General features: G+C 44.8%; 23 protein-coding genes. 9 read left to right on the forward strand and 14 right to left on the reverse strand.

Annotation, left to right across the window (positions count from 1 at the left end; translation table 11 throughout):
* Positions 1 to 4: 4 nt before the first annotated feature.
* The 6 genes from RA086_RS13175 to RA086_RS13200 form a co-directional block, all read right to left on the reverse strand.
* Positions 5 to 1,264, reverse strand: coding sequence for a PTS sugar transporter subunit IIC (locus tag RA086_RS13175; RefSeq protein WP_308704233.1), 1,260 nt, complete (start codon positions 1,262 to 1,264; stop codon positions 5 to 7).
* 5 nt (positions 1,265 to 1,269) lie between these two features.
* Positions 1,270 to 1,575 carry a PTS sugar transporter subunit IIB gene (locus RA086_RS13180; protein WP_308704234.1) on the reverse strand — a complete coding sequence of 102 codons (306 nt, stop codon included), beginning with the start codon at positions 1,573 to 1,575 and terminating at the stop codon, positions 1,270 to 1,272.
* Positions 1,576 to 1,728: 153 nt separating this feature from the next.
* Positions 1,729 to 2,064: a hypothetical protein gene (locus RA086_RS13185; protein WP_308704235.1), complete on the reverse strand. Its 336-nt coding sequence runs from the start codon at positions 2,062 to 2,064 to the stop codon at positions 1,729 to 1,731.
* Positions 2,065 to 2,080: 16 nt separating this feature from the next.
* Positions 2,081 to 2,830 (reverse strand): hypothetical protein, encoded by a 750-nt coding sequence (locus tag RA086_RS13190; protein WP_308704236.1) that lies wholly within the window; start codon positions 2,828 to 2,830, stop codon positions 2,081 to 2,083.
* 150 nt (positions 2,831 to 2,980) lie between these two features.
* The gene (locus RA086_RS13195; protein WP_308704237.1) at positions 2,981 to 3,364 is read right to left on the reverse strand and encodes a DUF1398 family protein; all 384 of its coding nucleotides are present in this window, start codon (positions 3,362 to 3,364) and stop codon (positions 2,981 to 2,983) included.
* Between the two features lie 46 nt (positions 3,365 to 3,410).
* Complete coding sequence (locus RA086_RS13200; RefSeq protein WP_308704238.1) at positions 3,411 to 4,784, reverse strand: cytosine permease; 1,374 nt, start codon at positions 4,782 to 4,784, stop codon at positions 3,411 to 3,413.
* 218 nt (positions 4,785 to 5,002) lie between these two features.
* Between RA086_RS13200 and RA086_RS13205 the strand changes: the two genes are divergently transcribed.
* Positions 5,003 to 6,220 (forward strand): MFS transporter, encoded by a 1,218-nt coding sequence (locus tag RA086_RS13205; protein WP_308704239.1) that lies wholly within the window; start codon positions 5,003 to 5,005, stop codon positions 6,218 to 6,220.
* A gap of 242 nt (positions 6,221 to 6,462) precedes the next feature.
* Here RA086_RS13205 and RA086_RS13210 read toward each other — a convergent pair whose 3' ends face one another.
* The 4 genes from RA086_RS13210 to RA086_RS13225 form a co-directional block, all read right to left on the reverse strand.
* On the reverse strand, positions 6,463 to 7,209 hold the full coding sequence (locus tag RA086_RS13210) for a helix-turn-helix domain-containing protein (RefSeq protein ID WP_308704240.1): 747 nt from the start codon (positions 7,207 to 7,209) through the stop codon (positions 6,463 to 6,465).
* A 227-nt stretch (positions 7,210 to 7,436) separates the two neighbouring features.
* Positions 7,437 to 8,225: a PRD domain-containing protein gene (locus RA086_RS13215; protein ID WP_308704241.1), complete on the reverse strand. Its 789-nt coding sequence runs from the start codon at positions 8,223 to 8,225 to the stop codon at positions 7,437 to 7,439.
* A 241-nt stretch (positions 8,226 to 8,466) separates the two neighbouring features.
* Entirely contained in the window at positions 8,467 to 9,405 is a 939-nt protein-coding gene (locus RA086_RS13220; RefSeq protein ID WP_308704242.1) for an alpha/beta hydrolase, read from the reverse strand.
* Positions 9,406 to 9,432: 27 nt separating this feature from the next.
* Positions 9,433 to 9,888: a DUF1836 domain-containing protein gene (locus RA086_RS13225; RefSeq protein ID WP_308704243.1), complete on the reverse strand. Its 456-nt coding sequence runs from the start codon at positions 9,886 to 9,888 to the stop codon at positions 9,433 to 9,435.
* 209 nt (positions 9,889 to 10,097) lie between these two features.
* Between RA086_RS13225 and RA086_RS13230 the strand changes: the two genes are divergently transcribed.
* Entirely contained in the window at positions 10,098 to 10,571 is a 474-nt protein-coding gene (locus RA086_RS13230; protein WP_308704244.1) for a nucleoside 2-deoxyribosyltransferase, read from the forward strand.
* Positions 10,572 to 11,394: 823 nt separating this feature from the next.
* Here RA086_RS13230 and RA086_RS13235 read toward each other — a convergent pair.
* Positions 11,395 to 12,261, reverse strand: a complete 867-nt coding sequence (locus RA086_RS13235) for a LysR family transcriptional regulator (protein ID WP_308704245.1) — start codon at positions 12,259 to 12,261, stop codon at positions 11,395 to 11,397.
* 162 nt (positions 12,262 to 12,423) lie between these two features.
* Between RA086_RS13235 and RA086_RS13240 the strand changes: the two genes are divergently transcribed.
* The 4 genes from RA086_RS13240 (at position 12,424) to RA086_RS13255 (ending at position 17,992) form a co-directional block, all read left to right on the forward strand.
* Complete coding sequence (locus RA086_RS13240) at positions 12,424 to 13,662, forward strand: hypothetical protein (RefSeq protein WP_308704246.1); 1,239 nt, start codon at positions 12,424 to 12,426, stop codon at positions 13,660 to 13,662.
* The gene (locus tag RA086_RS13245; RefSeq protein WP_308704247.1) at positions 13,656 to 14,897 is read left to right on the forward strand and encodes a neutral/alkaline non-lysosomal ceramidase N-terminal domain-containing protein; all 1,242 of its coding nucleotides are present in this window, start codon (positions 13,656 to 13,658) and stop codon (positions 14,895 to 14,897) included. The genes RA086_RS13240 and RA086_RS13245 overlap by 7 nt, the downstream gene beginning before the upstream one ends.
* A 96-nt stretch (positions 14,898 to 14,993) precedes the next feature.
* On the forward strand, positions 14,994 to 16,943 hold the full coding sequence (locus tag RA086_RS13250) for a beta-glucoside-specific PTS transporter subunit IIABC (RefSeq protein ID WP_308704248.1): 1,950 nt from the start codon (positions 14,994 to 14,996) through the stop codon (positions 16,941 to 16,943).
* A gap of 26 nt (positions 16,944 to 16,969) precedes the next feature.
* Complete coding sequence (locus tag RA086_RS13255; RefSeq protein ID WP_308704249.1) at positions 16,970 to 17,992, forward strand: amidohydrolase family protein; 1,023 nt, start codon at positions 16,970 to 16,972, stop codon at positions 17,990 to 17,992.
* An 81-nt stretch (positions 17,993 to 18,073) separates the two neighbouring features.
* Here RA086_RS13255 and RA086_RS13260 read toward each other — a convergent pair whose 3' ends face one another.
* Positions 18,074 to 20,686, reverse strand: a complete 2,613-nt coding sequence (locus RA086_RS13260; protein ID WP_308704250.1) for a cation-translocating P-type ATPase — start codon at positions 20,684 to 20,686, stop codon at positions 18,074 to 18,076.
* 230 nt (positions 20,687 to 20,916) lie between these two features.
* Between RA086_RS13260 and RA086_RS13265 the strand changes: the two genes are divergently transcribed.
* Positions 20,917 to 22,467: a bifunctional metallophosphatase/5'-nucleotidase gene (locus RA086_RS13265; protein ID WP_308704251.1), complete on the forward strand. Its 1,551-nt coding sequence runs from the start codon at positions 20,917 to 20,919 to the stop codon at positions 22,465 to 22,467.
* A 198-nt stretch (positions 22,468 to 22,665) separates the two neighbouring features.
* Here RA086_RS13265 and RA086_RS13270 read toward each other — a convergent pair whose 3' ends face one another.
* A complete protein-coding gene (locus RA086_RS13270; RefSeq protein ID WP_308704252.1) occupies positions 22,666 to 23,526 on the reverse strand; it encodes an aldo/keto reductase in 861 nt (286 codons plus the stop codon).
* Between the two features lie 140 nt (positions 23,527 to 23,666).
* Here RA086_RS13270 and RA086_RS13275 point away from each other — a divergent pair, with 140 nt between their 5' ends.
* Complete coding sequence (locus tag RA086_RS13275) at positions 23,667 to 24,419, forward strand: threonine/serine exporter family protein (protein WP_308704253.1); 753 nt, start codon at positions 23,667 to 23,669, stop codon at positions 24,417 to 24,419.
* A 15-nt stretch (positions 24,420 to 24,434) separates the two neighbouring features.
* Entirely contained in the window at positions 24,435 to 24,914 is a 480-nt protein-coding gene (locus tag RA086_RS13280) for a threonine/serine exporter family protein (RefSeq protein ID WP_308704254.1), read from the forward strand.
* Positions 24,915 to 25,118: 204 nt separating this feature from the next.
* On the opposite strand, the gene RA086_RS13285 is transcribed toward RA086_RS13280, so the two are convergent.
* Positions 25,119 to 25,946, reverse strand: a complete 828-nt coding sequence (locus tag RA086_RS13285; protein WP_308704255.1) for an undecaprenyl-diphosphate phosphatase — start codon at positions 25,944 to 25,946, stop codon at positions 25,119 to 25,121.
* Between the last annotated feature and the right edge of the window lie 104 nt (positions 25,947 to 26,050).

The following is a 26,050-nucleotide window of genomic DNA, read 5'->3' on the forward strand; positions in this document are numbered from 1 at the left end:
ACCTCTAATCTGAAATCACTGTCTGTTGTGACATTTCTTCTTTCTCTTTAACTACTAATGAATTGTCATATGCTTTGAAGAATGGCCAAAATACAATCCAAGAAATCGCAAAGATAATGATTGCTAAAATGATTGCACGCCAATCTTGTGTTGCTAAATAGGATGTAATAGGATATGGAATATACCAAAGTAAGAATGTCTTTGTTGGGATTGCCACCCAATTCCAAGCCATTGAGATATAAACAATCGTTGGAATCAAAATGCTATTAATCCACATTGGTACCATTAGGTAAGGGTTAAAAGCAATTGGAGCACCAAAGACTAAGGGTTCATTAATATTAAATAGTGAGGGAACAAACACTGCCTTACCAATTGCCTTTAACTGTGCAGACTTACTGAAAAACAACATAATGAAAGCTAAAGCTAACGTTGTACCAACACCACCCATACTAGAAAATGCGTAACATGTTTCTTGAGTAGCAATATGTGTCGCAATACCGCCATTAGCGACTTGCTTTGCATTTTCAGCTAATCCTGCCATATATACTGGATAGATTACTGGCATCATTACCCAACCACTGATCCCAAACGTATACAGAAAAACCGGAATAAAAACTGAAAGAACAAATCCAGGATAACTCTGGACAATTGACGCTAAAGGACTGAACACTAGTAAAACAACATTAAAGAAATCTATTTTGAATTGAATTGTAATTAACCAACCAACTAACAGTAAAAAGGTAATTGGTAATAAACTATCAAACCATCCAATCACAAAATCTGGAATTGCGGTGTCTTCACCAAAGAACGAATGTTTAGCAGCCAAGTTCATTACTGCTGCAACTACTAATCCGGTGATAATAGCTAAAAACATACCGGTTGCACCAAAACGGCTCATAATAAATTGGATATTTCCAGATTTAGTCATTGTTGGAGAAAGCAACATCATAAACAAAACCAAAGAGGTCGCACCACTAATAATTTTGCTACTGTTATTCTTCTTTTTTTCCATAACATAATAAGGAATTAAGAATGAAACAACTAACCCAAACATACCGAATGAAAAATCACTTATAACACTAAAATCTGGCATCCCTTTAAATACATTTTGTAAAAGAGAAATAATTGTAATCAAGGACCCAACGAATACTAATGGCAACGCCGTCATAATTGAGTCTTGAATTGCAGCAATCCACGGATTTTTCACAATCTTATTTACCTTAGGTGCAAATGAATTGGTCATGAAATCCATTATTTTATGCATTATATTCACCCTTCCATCTGTTCAATTAATTCCAATGCCTTGGGACCATTTAGTGAACCATAAATTGCCTGAGGAATAACTGCAATCTTTATGCTTCGGTCTCCCACTTCCTGTTTTAAATCATCAACCATGTACGCTAAATGTGGCCCAATCAACAAAATGTCTGTTGTATCAATGCGATCATCTAGCTGTGATTCACTGGTCGCTTTGACGCTTACTTCTACACCCGTTTTCTTTGCTGCCTTGCGAATTGCAGCTGCCATAAACCCACTTGATGCACCAGAACCACAAATTAATAAAACATTTTTCATTTCAATCACCCCTCGTATTTGATTACAGTTACATTGTGCCAATTTATGTAAGCGCACACAATTACACTTTTTTCCCCCTAAGCGGAAACATTAAAAAAGTGCACATAAAGTCCAGCTTTGACTTCATGTACACTTCTTAATAAAATTTACTTTTTAGTTGTTCTTAGTCAACGCCCATTTGCCACCAAAGGATGTATTCTTCATGGTATAACGGTAGGCACGCTGTTGTTGGTATGCTGTCACTAATTGACCTAATTGAACCGTCGTCTTCGGGATAATCTCAAATTGTGGCACATGGCCCTGTAAAGCGGTTCGTTCGCCAGTAGGATCATCGAAACTGTTCAACGTCACTTGTCCATCCGCTGCCACGTGTGCCAGATAGCAAAAACTCGTTTCAGCCGTGTCAGTATGGCGTTTCAACACGTAAATCGTCGTTGATCCTTGCTTAGCCGTATAGTAATAATAGTGCGCTTTGACAGCATTTCGCATGCGCCATAAGTCTTGATTAGTGGCCGCGGTGTAGTATAAGAGAAAGTAACCCCACAGTTTGTTTTTGCGTCAACGATTGTGTCGAACTTGTCGCTAATTTTCGGACATATTGGGCGTCATTAAGCGTGCGCTCATCTCTGGTTAGCGGTCGCGGTTTCGACTGCTTCAACTTGTCCACTAAGAAAGTCACCGTCCACGTCACAGTCTGGTCTCGTAGTCCACCAACCGGCCACAAATTGACCAAGCTAGCAAACAGTCCTATGCAAACGATCGTCACCCAAGCGGTTCGCGACTTAACGTGATGCTTTGCCGCGGCCGTGCCCAAGTCCGCTGGGGTACTCGCCAATGTGACAACACCATCCTTGATCGCAGTCAGTTGCACAATTGCCTGATTGAACAGCCAATGACCATAAGTGTTCAGTGCTAATCCTAAGACCACTCCACCAAGACTTTCACTAAACCAAAGTTGCGCATTCGGTGTGCCATCAAATAAACCCAGCAATTCCAGTCCAACCAAAATAGCGCAGCCAATCGCAATCAATTTACCCACCCGCGCATAACGTTGGGCTCGAACAATCTCTGGTTGTCGCCAGTAATCACTTTGTAAGGCAAAGCGGCGGCCCGCTTGAATTTGTTGGATCGTCATGGTTTTATGATAATCTGACAAATAATCAAGCAATTTTCGATGATCCTGTCGCAATCGCCATTGATAATAGCTTGCCACAATGACCAATATCCCGGTAATCACTAAAACTAATTTCATCATCTCAACTTTGCCCCTCCAAATGTTGTCGGATCACGTCCGTTACTGCTAGGTTAAAGTTTATCATGCCAAATATTTTGTTGACAAGGCCTTCATTAAGCCGAAAAAAGGCTCAACGATGTCATTAAATCGTTGAGTCTAAATTGATAATCATTAAAATTTAATCGTCGCCATGAACTTACCTTCGGCACCACTGAAATCGATCACTTGGCGCTTCAAGTTAGCGGTCCAAGCTTGACAACCAGCTGCCGCTAAACGTTTGACCGCATCCGCTAATGATAATTTACCATCAACATATTCCTGACCAACTTTAGCAACCTCCTTGGCGTCTTCTTCCATAGCTACCTTGGTCCCTAAACCATTGGTCCGGCGTTCTACTAAGTAACCGTCAGCACCAAAATAAGTCGTGGAACCAGCCGCAACGTCATATTGAAAATGTTGGACTCCCAAATCAGCTTGTTTTTTAGCGACCGTGGCAAAGTCCACGTGATCTCCGAGTTCAGCTAATACTTTATCAATTGCATCTAATTTAAACATAGTTACGCCCCTTTAAATTTCGTTTACTTCTCCATTGTAATCCAAATTAAGCAGATTTGGTTTTCATTGGGTAGAAAATCCGCATTAAGCCCATATAAATGAAACCGATGATGACCATATCAATAAACGTCGCGCCAGTGACATTCGCCACAAACGGGAGTCGTTTTAACCCTAAATAGATGGCAACACCTAGTACCCAGCAACCTAGGGCAATCCAGTTCACGCCATGCGCATACCAATATTGCCCTTTAGAACTTGCTAATTCATTGACGTCATAATTTTGATGATGCCGCCAATAATAATCGATCAGCATCACCGCAATCATCGGTCCTAAAACCATCCCAATATAATCCAGAAAAGCCGTGAAGGCCGCTAAAAAGCTGCCAATGGCGAATGGAATCAGCGTCACTAAAGTCGCAATTGCCGTAACGGCCCACAAAGCTGGCCGTAATCTAATTTTCGGAAAAATATTCGACAAGGCTGAACCCGCTGCCAATAGGTTGACCGCATTGGCTGTCATACTCGTCAAGATAATCACTAGTAAGGCCAACACACCCAGCCCTAAACGACTGGCAATCGTGCTAGGATCAGAATTATTAGGATCATAAGTTCCTGAAGTAATGGCAATGCTCATCGTGGCCGCTAAACCAATAAAAGCAAACCAAAATACCCCGGTAAAAGCACCTAAGAATGGCATCTTAGTTGCCCCGGATCGTTTACGCGTGAACCGTGTAAAGTCCGCTCCAGCAATTACCCATGCCAAATTAAACGCCGCCAAAGTATCCATCCCAGCTCCCGCAGTCATGTGCAATTTAGCTGGTGCCTGCCATGACAGTAATTGGGAGAAGGTGACCGTTTTGAAAACAACCACAGATTCCCATAGCACGAATAGAATCACTAAAATAATCCCAATCCGTTCCACAATTTGTACGGAACGCTGGCCGACTGAAACGCTTAGAAAATGGAGGATACTCATCACAACGACCCCCATGATCAAGCCTTTGGCACCCCCAGGCTGACCATAAACCGGCCAACCGATAATATCATGTAACAGATAACTCACCGAAGTCGCGGCAATAAAAGTGTTGACGGCCGTCCAGCCAATATAAATCGTCAAATTGACGAATGACGGCACGTAACTCCCACGAACGCCAAATGACCCCCGAATTAAACTCATCGTTGAAGCCCCAGTTTTATAGCCCATAAACCCGACCAACGATAAACATAAATACGACAACGTCGACGAAGCAACGATTACTTTCAAAGCAGTCAATAACCCACAGGCTGCTAAGACCCCACCAACATACCATGTCCCATTGTTGGCATTGGCACCAATCCAGGTGGCAAACATGTCCCAATTCGACATGTGCCGATGTTTTGGTGCCACGATTTCAATCTGATACTTCGTTTCCTGCTTCACGACGTTCACCCTTTCTACAATGTTAACCATTGTCCGTTTTTCAGCGGCAATGGTCAAGTCACTTTTACCCAAACTTGGTCGTTGTACTTACTTTTAAAAAGCCGTAAGATGAAGAGAGATTAATGATCCCATCAGTTTCAAAAAAATAGTTGCTCAAAAAAATGAAACGCCATTAATTTTCGTATTTATTAAATAACAGGCTAAGGAAGGTGACATAGTTGAAGGGCGCTCTTGAAGGTTGGCGGCGAAATCTAGCCGTTTTATGGTTAGGCACATTTATTGCCGGCATGGGCTTCTCCGAAGTGATGCCGTTTTTATCATTATACGTGAGTGAACTGGGCCATTTTACCCGGGGACAGCTCACGATGTACAGTGGGCTCACTTATGCGGTCACTTTTTTCGTCATCGCCGTCGTCTCGCCACTTTGGGGCAAACTCGCCGACCGCCGTGGCCGTAAAATCATGTTACTACGTTCTTCCTTAGGGATGGCCGTAGTCATTGGTGCCATGGGATTTGTACATAACATTTGGATGCTGATTTTCTTGCGGTTCTTACAAGGATTATGCGCTGGCTACATTCCTAACGCCAGTGCGCTAATTGCCACCGAAACACCTAAAGAAAGCAGTGGGACCGCCATTGGGATTCTCACAACAGGCTATGTTTCTGGCAACTTAATTGGCCCTATTCTTGGCGGCGTTTTGGCGCAAGTCTTCTCAATTCGTTTAACGTTCATCATTACGGGGATTCTATTGTTGATTGTCTTCGTGCTAAGCTTAACGCTCGTTCATGAAAACTATCATCCCGCACCGATTACCGCTCAAAAAGAAACTGGCAGTTTACTTAGCCAATTCAAAAATCCAACTTTGATCGTGACCCTCTTAGTTTCCACAATGATTATTCAAATGGGAAATAACTCGATCACCCCAATTATCAGTCTGTACGTGAAACAGTTGATGCATAACGTTGGTCCTATTACCGTCGTGGCCGGAATCATCGCCGCACTACCGGGGATCTCAACACTTTTGTCTGCGCCACGGTTGGGGCATTTAGGAGATACTCGTGGAACCGACCGCATTTTAGTCTTTGGCTTCGTATTCGCAATCTTAATGTACTTCCCACAAGGCTTCGTTTCCAGCATTTGGACACTTGGCCTATTGCGCTTCATGATTGGGATCTCCGATGGGGCCCTTTTCCCCACGGTACAAACGTTACTTTCAAAAAATACGCCCTATCATTTAACGGGGACCATTTTCAGTTGGAACCAATCCTTCCAAGCCCTGGGTAGTATGTTAGGTTCTTTACTCGGTGGGGTCGTCTCAAATTGGTTTGACTATAATGGGGTGTTCATTTTTACGGCACTATCGCTATTATTGAACTTTATCGTGGTTCTAATCTTCATTCCAACGATGCGGCATCCATTTAAAAATAAAGCTTAACCGTTAAAAAGGCTTTCATCTTCTCTTCTAAATTAGTTTCTGTTATTGCCCCTTCGTACATCATGGGTAAAGAGAATGAAAAAGATTCGGAAAATTATTGTCGCAAGACTGCTTGTATTGATCGTATCTCTGTACGTGCATAAGCTTAAAAAAGGTAGTTCTGAGAAATCAAACGATTTCTCAGAACTACCTTTTTTAATGTGAGCCAAGCGTTTTGTCACGGACGCTTATGACTACTTGTATTAAGTCGTATGAAAGTGTTCATATAACGATTGACCACTGATAATAACGGGTAGCACGGCCTGGTCATCGTTGACTTGAACCCCGTTCCGCGTTAAATAATTCACTAACTGTGGCAAATATTGATCGACTTGTGCGTTTAACGCTAACGTCCTCGTCATGGTAGCAGTCGTTAACACTAACTGAAAGTAATCCGGGTTAATATCAAACGGTGAGACCCGCTGGCGCACTCGGTAATGAAGCGTGACGGTTTGCAACTGATCATAGCAGATCACCGTTTGCGTCGGGTGACGTAACACTTGTTTGAATTTGGCCCATATGGTCGTGGCATAGTGATTCAAGACTAGTCCATCATGCGTGATGACCCAATAATCGTCCACCGCAACCGGTAAAACCACGACGATTCCGAAACCCATTATCGCCACGAATAACCACCATGGCTGAGTACCAAAACCCGTGAATAGCAAACTGACAGCTAACCAAAACAAGCCCAAGCTAATGGCCCGACCAAAACTAAACCGTTTACCAACCAGATAGGGCTTCTTAAAGAACGGACTCCCCTGAATCAATTCATCCAACGAAACATTGTAAAAACCCGACAAAGCTAATAGGTTGTCAATCGACGGCACCGCCTTACCAGTTTTCCACTTAGAAACGGCCTGGGTCGTGACAAATAACTGGCGTGCGAGCTGTACTTGAGTCAGCCCTCGCTGCTGACGACGTATTCTTAACATTTCTTGTAATTGCACGTTGTTCGCCCCCTAATCCTCACTTTCATCATAGCGGTAAGTCTCATTTTTAACCATCAACTGGTGGTTGAACTTACCTTTTAATCGGTATTTAAGTCCGTTAAAGTTTGATGACGAACAACGATGGTCTGAAAGTCCACGTTAAAATAATAGGGCAACGTGCGTGCAAATACCAATGCCTATTGATCGAACAGTTGTGCTATCAATCATTTCAACTCGTCTCTCGGCTACTTCAAGATTCGTTGAATTTGCATTGCCATCAACATCACTTCTTCATCTGGTAACGGTTTAGTAAATTTCATATTTAAATAAACGGCAACCTTTTGCGCAATTTGATAGGCACGTTGATTTTGGCTTTGGACTAACGCAACCATGGCCGGGTCACTATCCGTTAGCAAGTTATGTGCAATAGCTCGTTCAACCAAAAACTTAACGTGAACTAAGCAACGTTGATAATTCGGACTCGCTTCGTCCAAAGCACCACCAGCTTGATACTTGATAATATTAATTACCCGACCAATCAGTTGGCCAGCTTTTAGCGCATCTTTACGCTCATCTGTACCATTTTCGGCATTGATTACATGTGCAGCAATATTTGCCGCTTCCTGATCAGAAAATACCGTACCTAGTTGCTGATTCATTATGGTAACGGCAAAACTTCCAGTAGCAAATTCAGCAGCATAGTAAGTTTTAATTTCCCAGTAAACTCGATTTGTAATCACAATTCCTTTTTCGGCGCGCTCCAGTGCAAACTTCAAATGGTCTAATAGTGAAATAAACAACGTATCGCTAAGCTTCAAATGTAAATGTTCCGTTGCATGATTGATGATCTGCTGAGTAATTTCAATCAACTGTGGAGATGATGAAGCAATGGTCGTCAGTAACTGTTCGAGATTTGCCTTATCAAAATCATTTAATGTGAATCGTAGTCGCGTTGAACAGTGAATTAAAGTAACAACATTTTTTGTACCACCAACACCAGCAATAATTGCCTGAGCACTTGCTTTAAAATCCATCTTATAACACTCCTTCAGACATAAAAAAACAGGACCTGAAAAGATACTGAGTCGTCACCCAATGTCCTTTTAGATCCTGCCTGCTTTACCAGTTACATGTCTAGTTTTATTCGTTTGTATGAATTAAATGTAAGCCCTTACTTTAAAACTGTCAAGTCCCATTTATGCTCAATTATATCTTTTACACCAAAAATGCCTGGTTGATGGGGATCGACTATTCCCATCAACTAGGCATTCTTAGCTACTTCATATGTGACGCCATAAATACGGCTACTTTTTCTTCATACTGATCTGGCTGCTTGTTTAAGGCTTCCCCGTGCTTAGCACCCGGTACGACCCAGAGCTTTTTATCTTTGACCGTTGTGGCCCGATAGTTTTCATACACCATCTTCGTGGGGACAAAAGTATCGTCTGCCCCATGAATGAAGAAGATCGGTAGTTTATTCTTCTTCAATTGGTTCACTGAACTCGCCTCTAAAAAGTTAAAATGAGCCTTCCAGTCTGCGACCCAGCTCGCCGTATAAATTAGCGGGAACTTCGGCAAGTGATACAATTGCTTCAATTCATACGCGAGTTCATCGGTGACACTCGTATAGCCACAATCTTCAATAATCGCCTTCACTTGTGAGGGCAGTTTTTCGCCGCTCATCATCATCACAGTCGCACCACCCATCGAAACGCCAAACAGGCCAATTTGGCTGTCAGATCCTAAACGACGGACGATTTGTTTGGTCCATTTGACATAATCTAACCGATCAGGCCAGCCAAAGCCATAATAGTTTCCTTGGCTTTGACCATTTCCGCGATCATCTGGTGCCAGCACATTATACCCTTGACGATGCCATAACCGAATATAGCTCGCCATCTGTTCTTTATTACCCATATAACCATGCGCGATCACAATCGTACGCGTCGTCTTTTTGGTTGCTGGGACAAAATCCGCGACCAACTTCAGATGATCCGTAGCCGAGGTTTCATGCCACGTTTGCTTGTTCACCTTTTTCAACCAGGCTTTATTTTTCAACAACGTGGTGTGGCTTGTTTTTGATGTCGATGTCAGTACCTTAGGCGTGGGTTCAAAAGCAAAATGATACAGATAGAAACTACCGCCAGTAATACCAATAATTAAAACAGTGACCAGTCCCACTAATACCAAAATCCATTTTTTCTTGGTCGTCATCAGTTCAATTCCTCTCATGCCGCAAGCTTATGCCAAAGTTTGCTGGGTTAATAGATGATATGCCACCGTCTGAGCAGCTAATTGCACCGCTTGAGTCGTTCGATCAGTAGGCTTGACTGACACGGTTTGCCCATGTAACGTTTGTTCAAATGCCATAGCGAATGCCTCATAGCGTTTCTCAACCAAACGTGATTCACGAATGCCGTTGATTGCCTGACTAATCGTTGCCAATGAAAAGTCCTGCTTTAAAATGGTGACAACCATCACGGCAACCACATGATTACGTTGATATTGCCGCCCCACTGGCCGACTAAAAAAATGCTGTTTCACATAACTATTCACCATGGTTTTCGTTACCGCTGGCAATGCCAGTGGCGCCAAGGCTTGATTCACTAATTGCAATAATTGATCCATGTAAATGGGCATCGCGGGCAGTTGGTCCCACGGAGTCATTTTAAACGTTGCTAGAGCCGTTGTTGCCATTCTCATTCCTCCAATGTTAAATCTTAATTTACCTGAAACTAGCTTCGATTACAAGCAAATTCACTATATACATTAGATTATGTAGAATTATAATCTACATAATATGTATAAACAATTAACTTAATGCCAAGACTACTTGAAACCACTACCCGCTTTCCGCTAAAATAAGACATACCCAAAACTACTGCAACAAAGAAAGGACTTTCTTCATGAATAACGTTTATTTAGCAGCTCCCTTTTTTGACGATGCGCAACAAGCACGTATCGAACAAGTAAAGGCCGCATTAATTGCGAATCCAACGATCAATTCCGATGGCATTTTCCAGCCACAAGAACACCAATTTGAAGATGAGCCTTTTGGTAGCCGTGCTTGGCAACAATACGTCTACGCTTCTGACATGCGCCAAGTCCACCGGGCAGATTTAGTGGTCGCACTCTTAGATTTCGACATGACGAGCGACAATAACGAACCTGATTCTGGCACAATGTTTGAAATCGGCGCCGCCGTCGCAGAAAAGACTCCCGTTCTGGTAGTCCAATTTGATGCGGACAAACAGTTGAACCTCATGATTGCTCAAGGTTTGACCGCTTACTTTGATGCCAGCAAAGACGGTTTACAGGAATTAGCCACTTATAACTGTGATGATTTGAAATCTAAACCTGCTAAACGGCCGGTTTTCTAAATTTTAAGATAACTCGAACGCCTGGAGATCAACTGCCAAGCGTTTTTTATTTTAGCTGATATTATTCACCGAATGCGCTTAAAGATATGAAAGCCCCACGCTATCTATGATGCCAAGCAGCAATACAAGAAGGCTGCAAAATACTATCAAGCCGCTTACAAATCTGTTGATATTACTGGGGACATTAATTTGGCACAACTTTATCTAGACGGCAAAGGTGTCAAATTAGGCAGCGATACTGCAAAACAAGCGTTAGCTAAACTTAATTAGTGATAATTTGCCAGTAAAAAAGCCACACCTTTTCATACGAAGATGTGGCTTTTTGCTATCTATAATGGTCATTCGAAAACGCGTACCATCTTATTTGAATAATTAGGTTTATCAACAACCAACTATTGTAGCCCAGCTGTCGTATTTATAGCTGTAGTCTTAACTTTTCGCTCCGGTTGGTCCGGGCCCCAAAGTGCGGTCTCACAAGCTGATCTTTCTCTAAACTGGAAGTGAACCAGCAAAGGGAAACTTCGCCACTAAGCACCAGCCATCCCTGTGCTAAATCAGAAAATCTAATCAATCGACTTTCGTTGAGCCCTGATTATGTCAGTGCTTTATTGATTACAACCAGTATTTTACGTCAGAGTGGGCCAGTTCGTTCGCCGTGTCGAGACACTTAGCTGGGTGATTTCCCCAGGTTAGTGTCTGGCCGACTTTTAAGACGCGATTTTCGGCTTGAAAGCGCCCTGCAGACCGGTCTTTGGCTGTAGGTCACCTCACAGCGAACGTGCTGGCCCACGGAGACGGATAACTTTAGGTCGTCGACCAGACACTAGTCTCGATCACCATTAAAATAATCCACAAACTGTTGTTGATAACGATTTAACTTGGCCTGCCTCAAATAACAGAGATTGATATCCGCCACAACGGTAGGTTCAATGGGTAAAGCCACTAAGTCTGGATCTGCTGGCACCAACTTTTGCATCAATAGTGAGACTCCGAGCCCTTTTTTGACAAAATTCAAAATGTTTTCAACAATCCGATCCGCATAAATCACATTGGGCGTAAAACCGTTTTTCTGACAAATCTGGACACAAAGTTCATAGGGCCGTGAATTGACTGGCTGAAAAATGAAGTCCTCCGTTGCTAACTGCTTAATATGCACACTTTTCTGTTGCGCTAGCGGATGCTCCTTCGGTAAAACTGCCACTAAATGGTCTTCGGTATACGGTAATTGCGTGAAAAGTTCCCCATTTTGAACATCCTTGACGAAGGCAAAATCAATCGTCTTATTTGCTAACATCGGCTCCAAGTCTTCCGATGGCCCCGTTTTCACTCTACAACGAATCTGTTGCGAACTCATAAAACCAGTGATCAAATCTAAGATGCCATATTCATTGATTGACGGAATACCACCAATGACTAAACCGCTATCTTCGGAATGCCGCCGATTGATTTCATCAGCCGCTTGCTCAGATAATAGTTTGATCTTGGTGGCGTACTTTAAATAGATCTCACCATACGGCGTCAACTTAACTTGCCGAGTGGTCCGTTCAAACAACGGTACACCTAACTCACCTTCCAAGCGCTTGATTCTTTTCGAAAAGGACGACTGTGAAATGTAACAAGCATCCGCCGCTTCCGAAAAGTTCTGCGTTTTGACTAGGGCTAAAAAATTATCTAAATATTTCAAATCCATGTTCCGACACTCCCATCAATGCGAAATTGGTCTAATTAAGCTTTTTATTCCTTACAGGCATAAGTATAGTCAGACTTAGAATTGCGTGTCAATGGTTAGCGGACCATAATGGGCACTGTAAAGAAAACGGTTACACAGATAATTAGAAAGGAGCACAGGCTTTTGAAAACAATTCAAGTGGGATTTGGTAAAGCTGTGATTGATTTTAAACCAACCGACTTCCCCATCCGAGAATTTGCTAAACAATTGGATACGCTTAATAGTCGAATCATGTTGATTGCTGGGCCTCAGCCATTTGTACTCGTTTCATTGGATCTGACCTCATTACCCAATCACCGAGTCATTGAACTTTTCAAAGACAAGGTGGCAGCAACATTGTCAGTGGCACCAGCCAATATTTGGATCACGGTAACGCACACTTTCGCTGCGCCGCATCTACCAAGCAACCCGCAAACCGCTGCTGCTCATCAAATTTACGATTTCATTCTCGCCAAATTGATGGCTAGCTTAGTGATGAGTTGCCAAGCCGCGCAACAAGATCTGCAACCAGTTAAGTTGGGGCACGCGGTGGTTGACTGCCCACTAAACGTCAACCGCAATGTTGCCACTCCGGCTGGCTGGTGGCTCGGTCGAAATTTTGCAGGCTATTCCAATCATCAACTACGTGTCTGGGCCTTTCAAAAAGCGGACGGTCAGCGCCACTTGCTTGTTAATTACGACCTACAACCAAGCGTCTTAGACCACCTCACCGATGATGCCGACCAACGCATGATTTCCAGTGATTTAGTGGGTTTTGGCTTAAAGAAATATGAAACAGATCAGCAAGTGGCCATCTTCTTACCCGGTGCCGCCGGTGATCAGCGACCATTGTTTGTTGGTCATAACGATGAACCCTTTGCCGTGGCTAAAAGTTTAATGCAACGTCAAGGTGACGTCTTCTATGAAAGTATTCAACAAGCCGTCCAAACAATCACCACTTGGACAACACTCAGCCAAGTTCAACAGGTTGCGCAACCAATGACGTTACCGACAAAGGTTCAAAAATTGACGACGTTTGAGTTAACCCCAACCCATCAAGACGACTTCGAGCCCACTGGTGCCACGGTTGATCTAAGTGTTGTTGGGATAAAGCTCAACCAGTTATTATTAATTGGCACGCAACCAGAATTGAACAGTCAATTTGGTAACAAGTGCCGCCATGCTTTAGGTACTGACCAAACGACCATGGTTGCCACACTCGTTAATGGAGCGGCCAAGTATTTACCAGAAGCCCGCGACTTCGATCAGGTCACCTATCAAGCCATGAACACGCACTTAGGTCGTGGTTCAGATCAGCTCGTTTTGAAGGCTTGCACCCAGTTAGGCCAAAAATTAATTAAGGAGGATGCTGCCAAATGTTAGTTGGACATGCTAGAAAAGATATTACCCCAACCGCACCATTTTATTTGTTGGGCTATAAAACACCGTTACGCAATCAACCTGCGAAAGGCGTCCATGATCATATTTTTATCAATGCGTTACTTTTCTACGATGAAAAAGGTGATGAATGCTTCTTAGCTACCGGGGATCTGTTGGAATTAGAAGACGTCGTTGCGGCCGATATTCGACAACGCATCAGTCGCCAGTATGGCATCGCGATGGATCACGTCATTATTGGCGTCACCCATGACCACCATTCCGTTCGGGATTATCACCGAACCTGGGAATTTGGTAAGTTCAGTCAAAGTTACTACGACTTCTTCGTAAACAGTTTCCTAGCTGCCTTCGAAGAATGTCGTGAAACATTAACCGATGTGACCGTGCAATATGGTCAGCGTGAAATTTTCGGTTACTACAGCAATCGAAATCATCCCAACAAGCCATCAGATAATGCCGTCAGTGTCATCAAGTTTATGCAAAACGGTCAAGCCGTGGCTGGCATCGTTAATATGGCCGTCCACTCCACCGTGTTAGGTCCAGATAACCAATATTTAACCGCAGATTTAGCCGGCAATACCTGCGCGAAACTCGCTGAAGATTGGGGCTTTTTCCCCTTAATGTTAATTGGCTGTGCCGCGGATTCTAGCAATCGCTATGAACGCCAAGGTCGTGACTTCTCCGAACTAGAACGGGTCACAACGGGTTTATCACAAGCGATTGCCAAGATTCAAACGCCTAAGACCATCGAGCTGGGCAAAATTCGAACTTTGACTTTAAGCCATGAAGTGGTTAACGATAAGAAGCTTTATGATGAACAATTGACTCAGATGATTGCGGATTTGAAGAGTGGCGCTAAAAAGTCGGTTGGGTCACAACCAGTCGCTGCCATCATTGAAAAATGTGAAGGCCAACTGCAACAACCGCAGTTCCATGACTTACTCAGTCTACAAATTCTGGATCTTGGTAACTTACGGCTTTTCATTTTTCCAGGCGAGCTAGCTTCAGCTGGTGCTAAGTTGCTCCGCGCTTCCACTGACAAAACCGTCTTGATTGCTGGGTACTGCGATGGGTTCCACTATTATTTCCTACAAGCTCAAGATTACGGCTTATCGTTTGAAACGATTGGTAATCCAGTCCCCGCGGGTACCTTCGAGGAGATCATTGCAAAATTTGTCAGTGGCAGTCGCTTACTAGATGTGTACGAGAAAAACAACTAACTCATTAAGGAGCCATAATCGGGACTCCATCATAAAAATCGATTATTGTATGTCAATTAAATTTGATAAATACAACAATTGAAAGGGTTGTTCAAAATGGATTACAAACCATTAGCTAAAGACATTCTTGAAAATGTCGGTACCAAAAGTAACGTTCAAAGCATTACCCACTGTGTCACCCGAGTGCGATTCGTTTTAAAAGACGAGTCCCAGGCCAACGATGCCGCCATCAAAAATTTAGATGGTGTGCTGGATGTGGTGAAGCAAGGTGGTCAATACCAAGTGGTCATCGGTCCTAGTGTTGGCAGTGTTTATGAGGCTATTTTAGCCGTTGCAAAGTTTCCAGATAGCGTCGTTGCCGGTAATGATACCGCAGCGCCAACTGGTGGCGACGATGATGAAAAGGGCTTTTTGAACAAAGCCCTCGGTTTAATCAGTTCAATCTTTATTCCCGTTTTAGGCCTATTGTCTGGCGCCGGGATGATCAAAGCGATTCTTTCACTTTGTACCGTCACTGGCCTCTTAACTGACAAGAGCGGTACTTATATTATTCTAAGTGCTTTAGGTGACACGCTATTCTACTTCTTCCCAGTCGTCATTGGCTGGAGTGCCGCTCGTAAGTTTGGTTTGAAGGAAATTTATGGGGTTACCTTAGGCGCATTCTTGGTCTATCCAACCTTGGCAACTGCCGCCAGCAGTACCGCCGTTTCAACCATTTTCAAAGGAACCATCTTTGCTTTGAAATATAAATTGACCTTCTTAGGAATTCCGGTCGCATTACAGTCATACGCTAGCACGGTCATTCCTATCATTATCATCGTTTGGTTCGCAAGCTACGTTTACAAGTACTGCGACAAAGTCATTCCAGATGTTTTAAAGATGGTCTTTGTCCCCTTCTTCACACTACTCATTGCCGGAATCGTTAGTTTGATTATCATCGGCCCAATCGCCATGATTTTGCAAAACATCTTGAGTGATACGGTTCTCTGGTTAGTTGGTTTGAACAAAGGGATTGCCGGTTTCCTGCTTGGTTTCTTCTGGAGTATTTTGGTTATGTTTGGCTTACATTGGGCCGTTATCCCATTCTTTGCCATCGACGTTGCGCACTATGGCTACGATGTGATCAACCCCTTGATTTTTGCTGGTGGTTTAGCCGTTTTGGGCTCCGCAGTTGGGGTTGCAATTCGTGCTCGCGATGAACGTGTCAAGAGTATGTCTGTCGCTGCTGCCATTTCAGCCTTCTTCGGGATTAATGAACCAGCCCTTTACGGTGTCTTGATTCCACGTAAAAAGATCCTGTTATCTTCGTTCACTGCTGCTGGGATTGGTGGGGCCATCGCTGGCTTCTCTGGTTCAAAACTTTACTCATTCGGTGCGAGTGGGATCTTAGGCCTACCTTGTTTCATTAATCCTAAAGGGATCGATGCTGGTTTCATTGGTTTATGTCTCAGTGGGGTCATTGCCTTTGCAATTGCTTTAGTTGCCGCCTTAGTCTTAGGCGCTAAAAAGGATGCTGCTGATCCTAAACAAGCTCAAAAAGCCGTTGAACATAGTGACGTTTATGCCCCAGTTGCTGGCGAAAGTTTCGATTTAACGACCGTCAACGATGATGTTTTCTCAAAATTGATCTTAGGTGATGGGATTGCCATCAAGCCTAGTGAAGGCAACGTTTACGCACCAGCTGCTGGCGTTATCCGCGTCGCTTATCCGACCGGCCATGCCGTGGGGATGGTCACAGATGATGGTGAAGAACTCTTAATTCATATCGGGATTGACACCGTTAATTTACAAGGCAAACACTTTAAAATGCATGTGAACCAGGGGATGCGGGTCAAGAAAGGTGAATTGCTCGTTGAATTTGACGAACCAGCCATTACCGCTGCAGGCTACGACACAACTGTCATGATGGTCGTCACCAAGACTGATCGGTTGAAGAGCGTTATGCCGACCCAATTCGGTCCAGTTACAAAAGACACTAAAGTTTTAAATGTTGAATTAAAAGAATTGACGACTGATGCGGATACCGCAGCAATCGCAAGTCACTAAGTTTTAACGACAAGGAGAGATTCAGAATGATTATTGATGCCAATGTCTACTGGTTACCAGCCGAGTTATTCACTGATGAACAGCTACAACAAAAGTTTGTGCAAGCCGTTAATCACGGCCATGATTCTAAGGCCACCGTTAGTCAATTACCTGATGGCTCGAAAAAATTCGTGATTGAAGAACCCATCGGTCAAAGTAGCCTAGATTATTTTCAAAATGACTATACGCTTGACCATCAACTTCATGATATGGACGCTGGCCACGTTGATAAAGCCGTGTTGAAGCTACCCGGTTGTCAAGAATGGCTGGATTTAGACCTATGTAAGATCTTTAATCGCGCTGTGGCGAAGCACGTCCAGGCTAGTCATGGTCGGATGGTCGCATTAGCTACGGTTCCCCCTTATGACACGCCGGAAAATTTGGCGGAACTGGATTATGCTATTGATGAACTAGGCTTAAACGGCCTTCAGCTCTCAACACATTATCAAGACGGCTATCTCGACAACCCAGCTTACCGGAGCTTCTTCAAGCACGTTGCGGCAAAAAAGATTCCCGTTTACATTCACCATTCACCCGTTCCAATTGAGTACGAATCGATCAAGGATTATGAAAATTTACGGCGATCCTATGGTCGTTGTGAGGACCAGATCATTGCGATTAGTCGTGAAGTCTTCAGTGATCTGTTCGAAGACCTACCTGACCTAAAGTTGATTCACTCGATGCTGGGTGGCGGTTACTTCACGTACAAGACGATGTTTCTTCCACACGATTCCGGTAACGGCCGCTTTGATACGAATACCAGCAGTGTTCAGGACCGCTTGGAAAACAACATTTTCTACGAAGTTTCACATGCACAGCCTTGGGGTCCTGACAACCTCGAAATTGCGATGAAAGTTCTCGGCGCGAACAATGTCATTTATGGTTCCTCTTACCCAGTTAAAACGGCTTGGATGACGGAAGGTCCGGCGATGATTCAGCATTTAAACGTTGCCGCAACTGACCGTGAACAAGTTTTAGCCGGTAACGCTGAACGGTTATACAACCTATAAGACTTAACACCTAAAAACAGGTCCAAAGATCCTCAACCTTGAGAATCTTCGAACCTGTTTTTGATTTTCATTCAGAATTCTTTATTCGGCTAAATCCGTCACATAACCCTGACGGCGCCGCTGCCAACGCTTGTTGAGTTCTAAGACGATTGTTGGCACAAACATGCCGACAATCGCGATGACCCAAGCACTTGCTGGTAGTGCCACCAGACCAATCAAGCTGCCTAATCCTGGAATAGCTGCGATCGCAATGACGACGGCAACACCGACTAGTAACGCCCAATTTAAAGTTGGATTACGTTTCAAACTCGCTAATGTCAATGGTTGGCGGTCCTTGATCGCGTAAATATCGATCATCGACCCGACTGCCAAGACTAGGAAGACCATCGTCATCCCAACAGTCGCTTGGTTGGCCGTTAAAACGAACCGACCCAGCGCATAAATGCCTAACGTGAGGATCGTAAACGTCACCGCTCGCAAGCCTAAACGACGACCCAGACCACGTGCTAAGATACTTTCATCACTGCCAACTGGCGCTTGTTGCATCGCGGTTGGTTCGCCGGGTTCCCGACTAATATAGAAACCAGGAATTCCATCCGCTAACACGTTAACGATCAGGAGTTGTTCCGCTAAGAGTGGCGCACCCCAACCGAATAACACGGCTCCAACCATCAGGAAGATTTGGGCAAAGTTCACACCGACTAAGAACTCAACGGCTTTCAAAATGTTTTGGTAAACGGTCCGACCTTCTTTGACCGCGGCAATGATCGTGGCAAAATTATCATCCGTCAAAATCATATCAGCCGCACCCTTGGAAACCTCGGTCCCGGTGATTCCCATGGCAATCCCAACATCCGCCGCTTTCAAGGCGGGCGCATCATTAACGCCGTCACCCGTCATCGCGACCGTGGCACCGGTTGCCTGCCAAGCTTGCACGATTCGAATCTTATCTTTCGGTGACACACGAGCATACACCGCAATCGTTTTAATTTGTGCCGTCAACTCATCATCTGACAAGCCACGCAACGTTTCACCAGACATCACTTGTTGATCATCCGTCAAAATGCCAATATCTTTAGCGATAGCGGTCGCAGTCACCAAGTGATCACCCGTAATCATCACCGGTTTAATCCCGGCACGCTTAGCTTCACGGATGGCAGGAATCACTTCTGGCCGTGGTGGATCAATAATACCAACAATGCCGGCCAACGTTAGGCCTTCATTAACCGCCGCCCAATTTGCGCTAGGATCAGCTTGGCTGGGCATCACTTTATAACCCACCGCTAAGACTCGCAACGCGGCTTCCCCAAATTGATCATGGGCCTGCTGAGCAGCGGTATAACTCGTACTATCCGCCTTCAACGGTAACCGATCCAGCGCACCTTTGACGATCACCAATTGCTGGTCATCATTTAGCGTATGCACCGTCGTCATCATCTTTTTCTTCGAGTCAAACGGATCTTCGGCAACCCGTGGATAGTCTTTTTCAAAATCGGCCCGACTGGTCTTGTTATGGGCTAGCCAACGTACAATCGCCAATTCAGTGGCATCACCTAAGGTCTGTTCTTCCCCCGCCACTTGCTTGATTTCAGCGTTGGTCGCCAGTCCTAATGCTTGCATCAATTGGCGCCCAGCTGCGGGCACGGCTTCAGTCGCCGCTTTAATCCCGGTTTTAGGCGTCCAGTATTTGGTAATCGTCATTTTATTTTGCGTCAACGTACCGGTCTTATCGGAGGCAATCACATCAACGCCACCAATCGTTTCCACCGCACTGACCCGACGCATAATCGCATTGCGTTCCGCCATTCGCCGCACTCCATGTGACAAACTAATCGTTACAATAATCGGTAACGTTTCTGGGACGGCCGCGACCGCCAACGAGATTCCAATCATTAAACTATCCGCAACCCCTTGATGTTGAACCCAAATGCTGAGGCCGAAGATGACCATGCCACCTAATACGGCAAAGGTGGTCAACCAACCGGATAAGCGATTTAAGCGTCCTTGCAAAGGCGTCGCACGTTTTTTGGTTTTATTCAATAGACCGGCAATTTGCCCTAATTCGGTCGCCATCCCGGTCGCCACAATTTGAATCACTGCCGTACCACCGGTGACCGCTGTTCCTGCGAAAGCTTGTTGTGACTCAAGCGGTTCCGTTGTGGGGTCATAGGTTATTTTTTCAACTGGCACACTTTCCCCAGTCAAGACGGCCTCGTCAATGGTTAAATTGGTGCTCTCAATAACAATAGCATCCGCTGGCACCTGATCCCCTGCTTTTAAATGGACCAGATCACCCGGCACCACTTGTTCGGCGGCAATCGTTTGTGTCACGTTGTCACGACGCACCGTCGTTGTCGGTAAACTCATTGATTTCAACGCAGCGAGCGCTTTTTCTGCCGAAGCCTCTTGATAGAGACCGATTGCGACGTTGATGATCAAAATCGCACCAATCACGATCGTCTTCATCCAGCCACCACCTTGGGCTACGGCCATATAAGTCGCCAGGCCCACGGCAAATAACAGCACTAAAGATGAAACGTCACTGAGATGTTGCCAAATTTTCCGCCATAACGGGGGTTGCCGGCTAGCAATCAATTCATTGACACCGAATTCTTCCAGTCGCGCAGCCACCTCGGTCGCATTTAACCCAGACTTGGGCGTTAAGTTAATTTTGCTTAGCTTAGCGTTGTTCATATGTTCCTCCTCCACTGTGATTATCGTTACAATTGCTATTACCTAATGATAGCGTAAACATTTAGTCGAATTTTGCCCGATTTATGAAGAAAGTTTGAGGATTGCACGGGGTGGCGTTGGTTAGCGCCATTTGATCAGAAAAAAAGTTGACTTGTAAACTGTCATGATTAACTTTATTAGCGTTAATATTGTTATAATAGACATTAAAATAATAAGTGGAGGCCCGGCGAATGCAAATCAAATTAATCTCAACCAGCGATGTTCATGGCTACTTAGCGCCCACCGACTATAGCCGGCGCGACCGGGTGGTGCCTTTCGGTTTGAGTCGCGCGGCGACCATGATCCAGCAACTAACCGCGACCGATAATGACCAAGTCTGGCCAATCGTGATTGAGAACGGTGATTTCGTGCAAGGTTCACCGTTAACCTATTTCATCGCGCGGCGCCATCAAGAAGCCGCCCCGTTATATTCACGGCTAGCTAACTGCAACCACGTTCAAGCGGGTGTTTTTGGCAATCATGAATTTAATTATGGTTTAGACTTTTTGGACTTATGTGAATCGAGTCGTCATTATCCGATGCTGGCCGCAAATATTCACGATGACTTGCAACGGACGTTGTTTGCTAAGCCTTATACGATTCTTGAACGGGCCGGCGTTAAAGTAGCTATTTTAGGGTTAACGACCCAATTTGTGTCACGCTGGGAATTGCCACGGCATCTCACTGGATTACATTTTACGGATGTCGTCGAAACCGCCAAAGCCTACGTTCCTAAGTTGCACAAGCTCGCGGATGTCGTCGTCGTTGCCTATCATGGCGGACTCGAACGTGACCCTAAAACTGACGCCCCAACAGAACGGCTCAACGGCGAAAACCGCGGCTCAGCGCTCTTGGCGGAAGTTCCCGGAATCGATGCCATGATTACCGGTCATCAACATCGTCGCCTAGCCGTGACGGTTCACGGCGTTCCCGTGACACAACCCGGCATGAAGGGTGCTAATGTGGCCATGATCACGCTCGACTTAGATGATCACAAACAAGTCACTAAACGCAAACCAGAAGTCTTCAGCGTCAAAAACACCGCACCCGATGACGCGATGATGGCGTTGTTAGCACCGATCAACACACAGATGGAAAATTGGCTCGACACACCATTAGGCAAGATCAATGGCAGTATGTTGGTTCATAGCCATCTACAAGCGCGGTTACATAACCATCCCTATCTCAATTTCATTAACCAAGTTGAAATGGCGGCAACTGGCACAGATATCGCGGCGACGGCCCTGTTCAACGATGAGGTGCCGGGCTTAAAACAGCATGTCACGATGCGCGAAGTGATGAATAGTTACGTTTATCCGAACAAATTAGCAGTCGAGACGATTACCGGCGCTGATTTGAAACAAGCGTTAGAACGTTGTGCCAGCTATTTCTTACTAGTCGCCGGCAAAGTTATCGTCAATCCTGAATTTTTGAAACCAAAATTACGCCATTATATTTATGATATTTATAGTGGGATTGATTATACTTTTGATCTCACGCGACCGATTGGTGATCGCGTCGTTCAGCTGGATTACCATGGCACCCCTGTTCAACCTGAACAATCTTTGACAGTGACATTGAATCATTATCGGGCTGGCGGTGGCGGCAACTATCCCATGTTTGGTACCGACAAGATCCAACGGCAGCTTTCAACGGATATGACCGTCTTAATTGCGGATTATTTCGCTGAGCACCCCGTGGTAACGGCAACGCGCCCAACAAACTTTAAAGTAACCTATTAACAAAAAATCGACTCACTTTAAAACCGGGAGACTTCCCGAAACTAAAGTGAGTCGATTTTTTTGTTAGTCAGCTTGGACAAAAATGCCATTATCAGGTCAGGTTCACCGAATGCTCGCTGCTGAACCGGAAAGAATCCAACAAAAAAGAGCCCAGATTCAGGCTCTTAAGATTTAGCGTCAAAAAACTAATGGTTTAACTTAGAAATCAACTTGGTCAGGGTCGTTGGCTAAGCCAGCTACACCATGCATCCCATCGATGGTTTCCATGTCAGCCGCACTCAATTCAAAATCGAACAATTCGGTATTTTGCTGAATTCGGTCCGCATGCACTGATTTTGGCAATGGTAAGAAGCCATTTTGTAGTGACCAACGTAGCACAACTTGCGCAACACTCTTGTGATACTTGTCCGCAATCGTCTTCAATTCTGGAATACCGAAAATTTTACCGGTACCTAAAGGACTGTAAGCTTCGGATAAAATGCCATGGCTTTCGTTATAAGCCACTACATCTGCTTCCATATCACTAGGATTCAAGAAAATTTGGTTTACCGCTGGCACCACTTTGGCCGTCTTTAATAAAACGTCTAAGTGCTTTGGTCGGAAGTTTGAGACCCCGATTGCACGGGCTTTACGGCTGGCGTACAATTCTTCCATCGCGCGCCAAGTATCCGCGGTCAATTGTTCGAAATTATTCCGCATTGCTACTGGATTTGGCCAATGAATTAAATAAAGATCAACATAATCCAAACCTAGTTTTTTTAATGAAGTCGCTAAAGCGGCCTTAGTTTGTTCGTAACCATGATCTGCGTTCCATAACTTAGTTGTGACGAAAAGATCTTCACGCGCAACCCCGCTATCCGCAATCGCCTTGCCAACACTATCTTCGTTGCCATAAGCAGCGGCCGTGTCAATGTGGCGGTAACCCGCTTTCAACGCAGCTAAGACTGAATCATAAGCCACTTGACCATCTGGCGTTTGCCAGGTCCCAAAACCAACGATTGGAATCTTGGTGCCGTTATTCAAAGCATACGTATCGGTAAGCTTAGTTAATTCTGTCATCGTGATGCCTCCAGTATTTTATTTACAGCTTAATTTTCCCGTATAAGTAGGGCAATGGTCAAGCAATCTGTCCCAAACGAGTGACGATTCGCATTTTTCGTGAGAAAATACAAGTATTCTATTCAAGGGAGATGGCCCTCATGGCCGAAACAAAATTACTCATGCAGACCACCTTGCTGGCGGGGGCCATTCTGCTCGAAAACGGGGCCGAAATTGCGCGCGTTGAAGATACGATGCACCGGATTGCCGCCAACGCGGGGCATCCCGAAGCGCAGGTCTTCGTCCTTTTGACGGGAATTACCGTCTCCTTGCCAGACGCTGACGCCAGCCAAGTTCGTGCGATTCACCAACGTGGCATGGATTTAGAAAAGGTTGATCAAGTGAACACCCTATCACGGCAATTTGCAGCACATGACATTGATCTTAATGAATTTGCGACCGCTTTAACCCATGTTAATCAAGCGGTGCCAACTTTTCCTTTTAGTTGGCTAGTTATTGCGGCACTTGTTGTCAGCGTGCCATTGATGATTGCCTTTACTGGTCACGCGACCCCCGCTGATTTAATCACTTGCGGACTCGCTGGTATGGCAGGCTTTGCGACGTATTATTGGGTCAACCGACTCGGGCATATCCGCTTTTTAAGTGAGTTTATTGGGGCCTTTCTCATTGGGTTGATCACGCTGATTGGTTTTTACTTAACACACGCGCCATACCATCCAGACGCAATCATTATCGGTGCCGTGATGCCCCTCGTTCCCGGCGTCGCCATCACAAATGCCGTCCGCGATACCATGACCGGCAATTTACTCAGCGGCCCGGCACGTGCCATCGAAGCGATTCTATCCGCGTGCGCTATTGGCCTCGGCATCGCGTTAACATCAATTTTTTACTAACTGGAGGTGACACACTTGTGGCATTGGCTTTTAACCACTGGCTTATTACAAACAATTCTCGCTTACCTCGCTACCGCGGGCTTCGGTGTGCTGCTTAACATTCCACGCCGAGCAGTTAACTTGAGCGGTTGGGTCGGCGCGGCTGGCTGGGTGACTTACGAAGCCCTCTACCAGATCTTACCCACTACTATTGACGTTAAACTCGCCATTGGTAACCTCGTCGCCGCCATTGTCATCGGCGTTGCCAGTGGCCTGGCCGCTCACTATAAGCACATGCCAATGATCATTTTTAATATTCCCAGTCTAGTGCCACTAGTCCCTGGTGGCCAATCTTATCGGGTCGTGCGCAACTTAGTCACCGGCCATCCTGATATCGCCAATCAATATTTAGCGCAAGTCGTCATCATTGCCGGTGTCATCGCCATTGGCTTTCTGATTGCTGAATTCATTAACCGTATGACTTGGCATTTAGCTCAGAGTTTAAAACAGCTTTAAGCAATGAACGTGTCGAATGACAAATTACGACTTTAACGGTTGTCACGGCAGAATCATTGGTCATTTATCCTCAAATGTTGTTAAGAATTGGGTTAAATGTGCAAAACAAATCAATATCCTGATACTAAATCAAAAACACCACTTTAAACTAGCAACGATTGACCTCGTTGCGGTTTAAAGTGGTGTTTTAAAAAATTTCAATTTTTAGTTAATTAAGGTAAAGTATGCAATGACTACAGCCCCTAAGACAATTCGGTACCAACCGAAAGCCTTAAAGTCGTTCTTCTTGATGTAGTCTAGCAAGAAGCGGATGGATAAGTAGGCAACTACGAAGGACACAATGACCCCAACCGCTAAGACTGCCCCTTGTAAGCCGGCCAAAGAATTGCCGTGATCGAAATACTTATACAGTTTCAACAGTGACGCCCCAAACATCGTTGGAATCGCCATGAAGAAGGAGAATTCAGTTGCGACGTAACGCGACGTCCCAATCAAAATGGCCCCTAAGATCGTGGCACCAGAACGTGATGTCCCTGGCACTAACGAAAGCAATTGGAAACAACCGATGAAGAGCGCTGTCGTATAAGGCAACGTCTTCAAATCACCAAATTTTGGTGTGAGTTGCTTGTTATGATTTTCAATCACAATGAAGAGAATCCCATAAATGATCAGGGTCGCCGAAACGACTGCCCAATTCATCAAATGTGCATCCATCCAGTCATTTAATGGCAAGCCAATAATTACTGATGGAATTACGGCTAAGATGACTTTGCTCCATAAGATCCAAGTATCATGCTTTTCAGTGCGGTTCTTTCGTGGGGATAGCGGATTTAATTTATGGAAATATAGCACAACCACCGCCATAATCGCCCCTAATTGGATCACAACATTGAACATATCCGTGAATTGCGTTGACTGTTGCATCTTAATGAATTCATCAACTAACACTAAATGTCCAGTTGAACTAATTGGTAAGAATTCGGTAATCCCTTCGACAATCCCCAGGATCACCGCTTTAATCATATCTAACAAGGTCAGATTCCTTTCTTTTAAGCCGGCGCGTGCCCCATATGCAAGCCCGGTTTGATCACAACTTCCCCGACAGTTCTGCCAGCTGCATGGTTAGTTAAAGAACG

The organism is Lactiplantibacillus brownii (assembly GCF_031085375.1).
GTDB lineage: Bacteria > Bacillota > Bacilli > Lactobacillales > Lactobacillaceae > Lactiplantibacillus > Lactiplantibacillus brownii.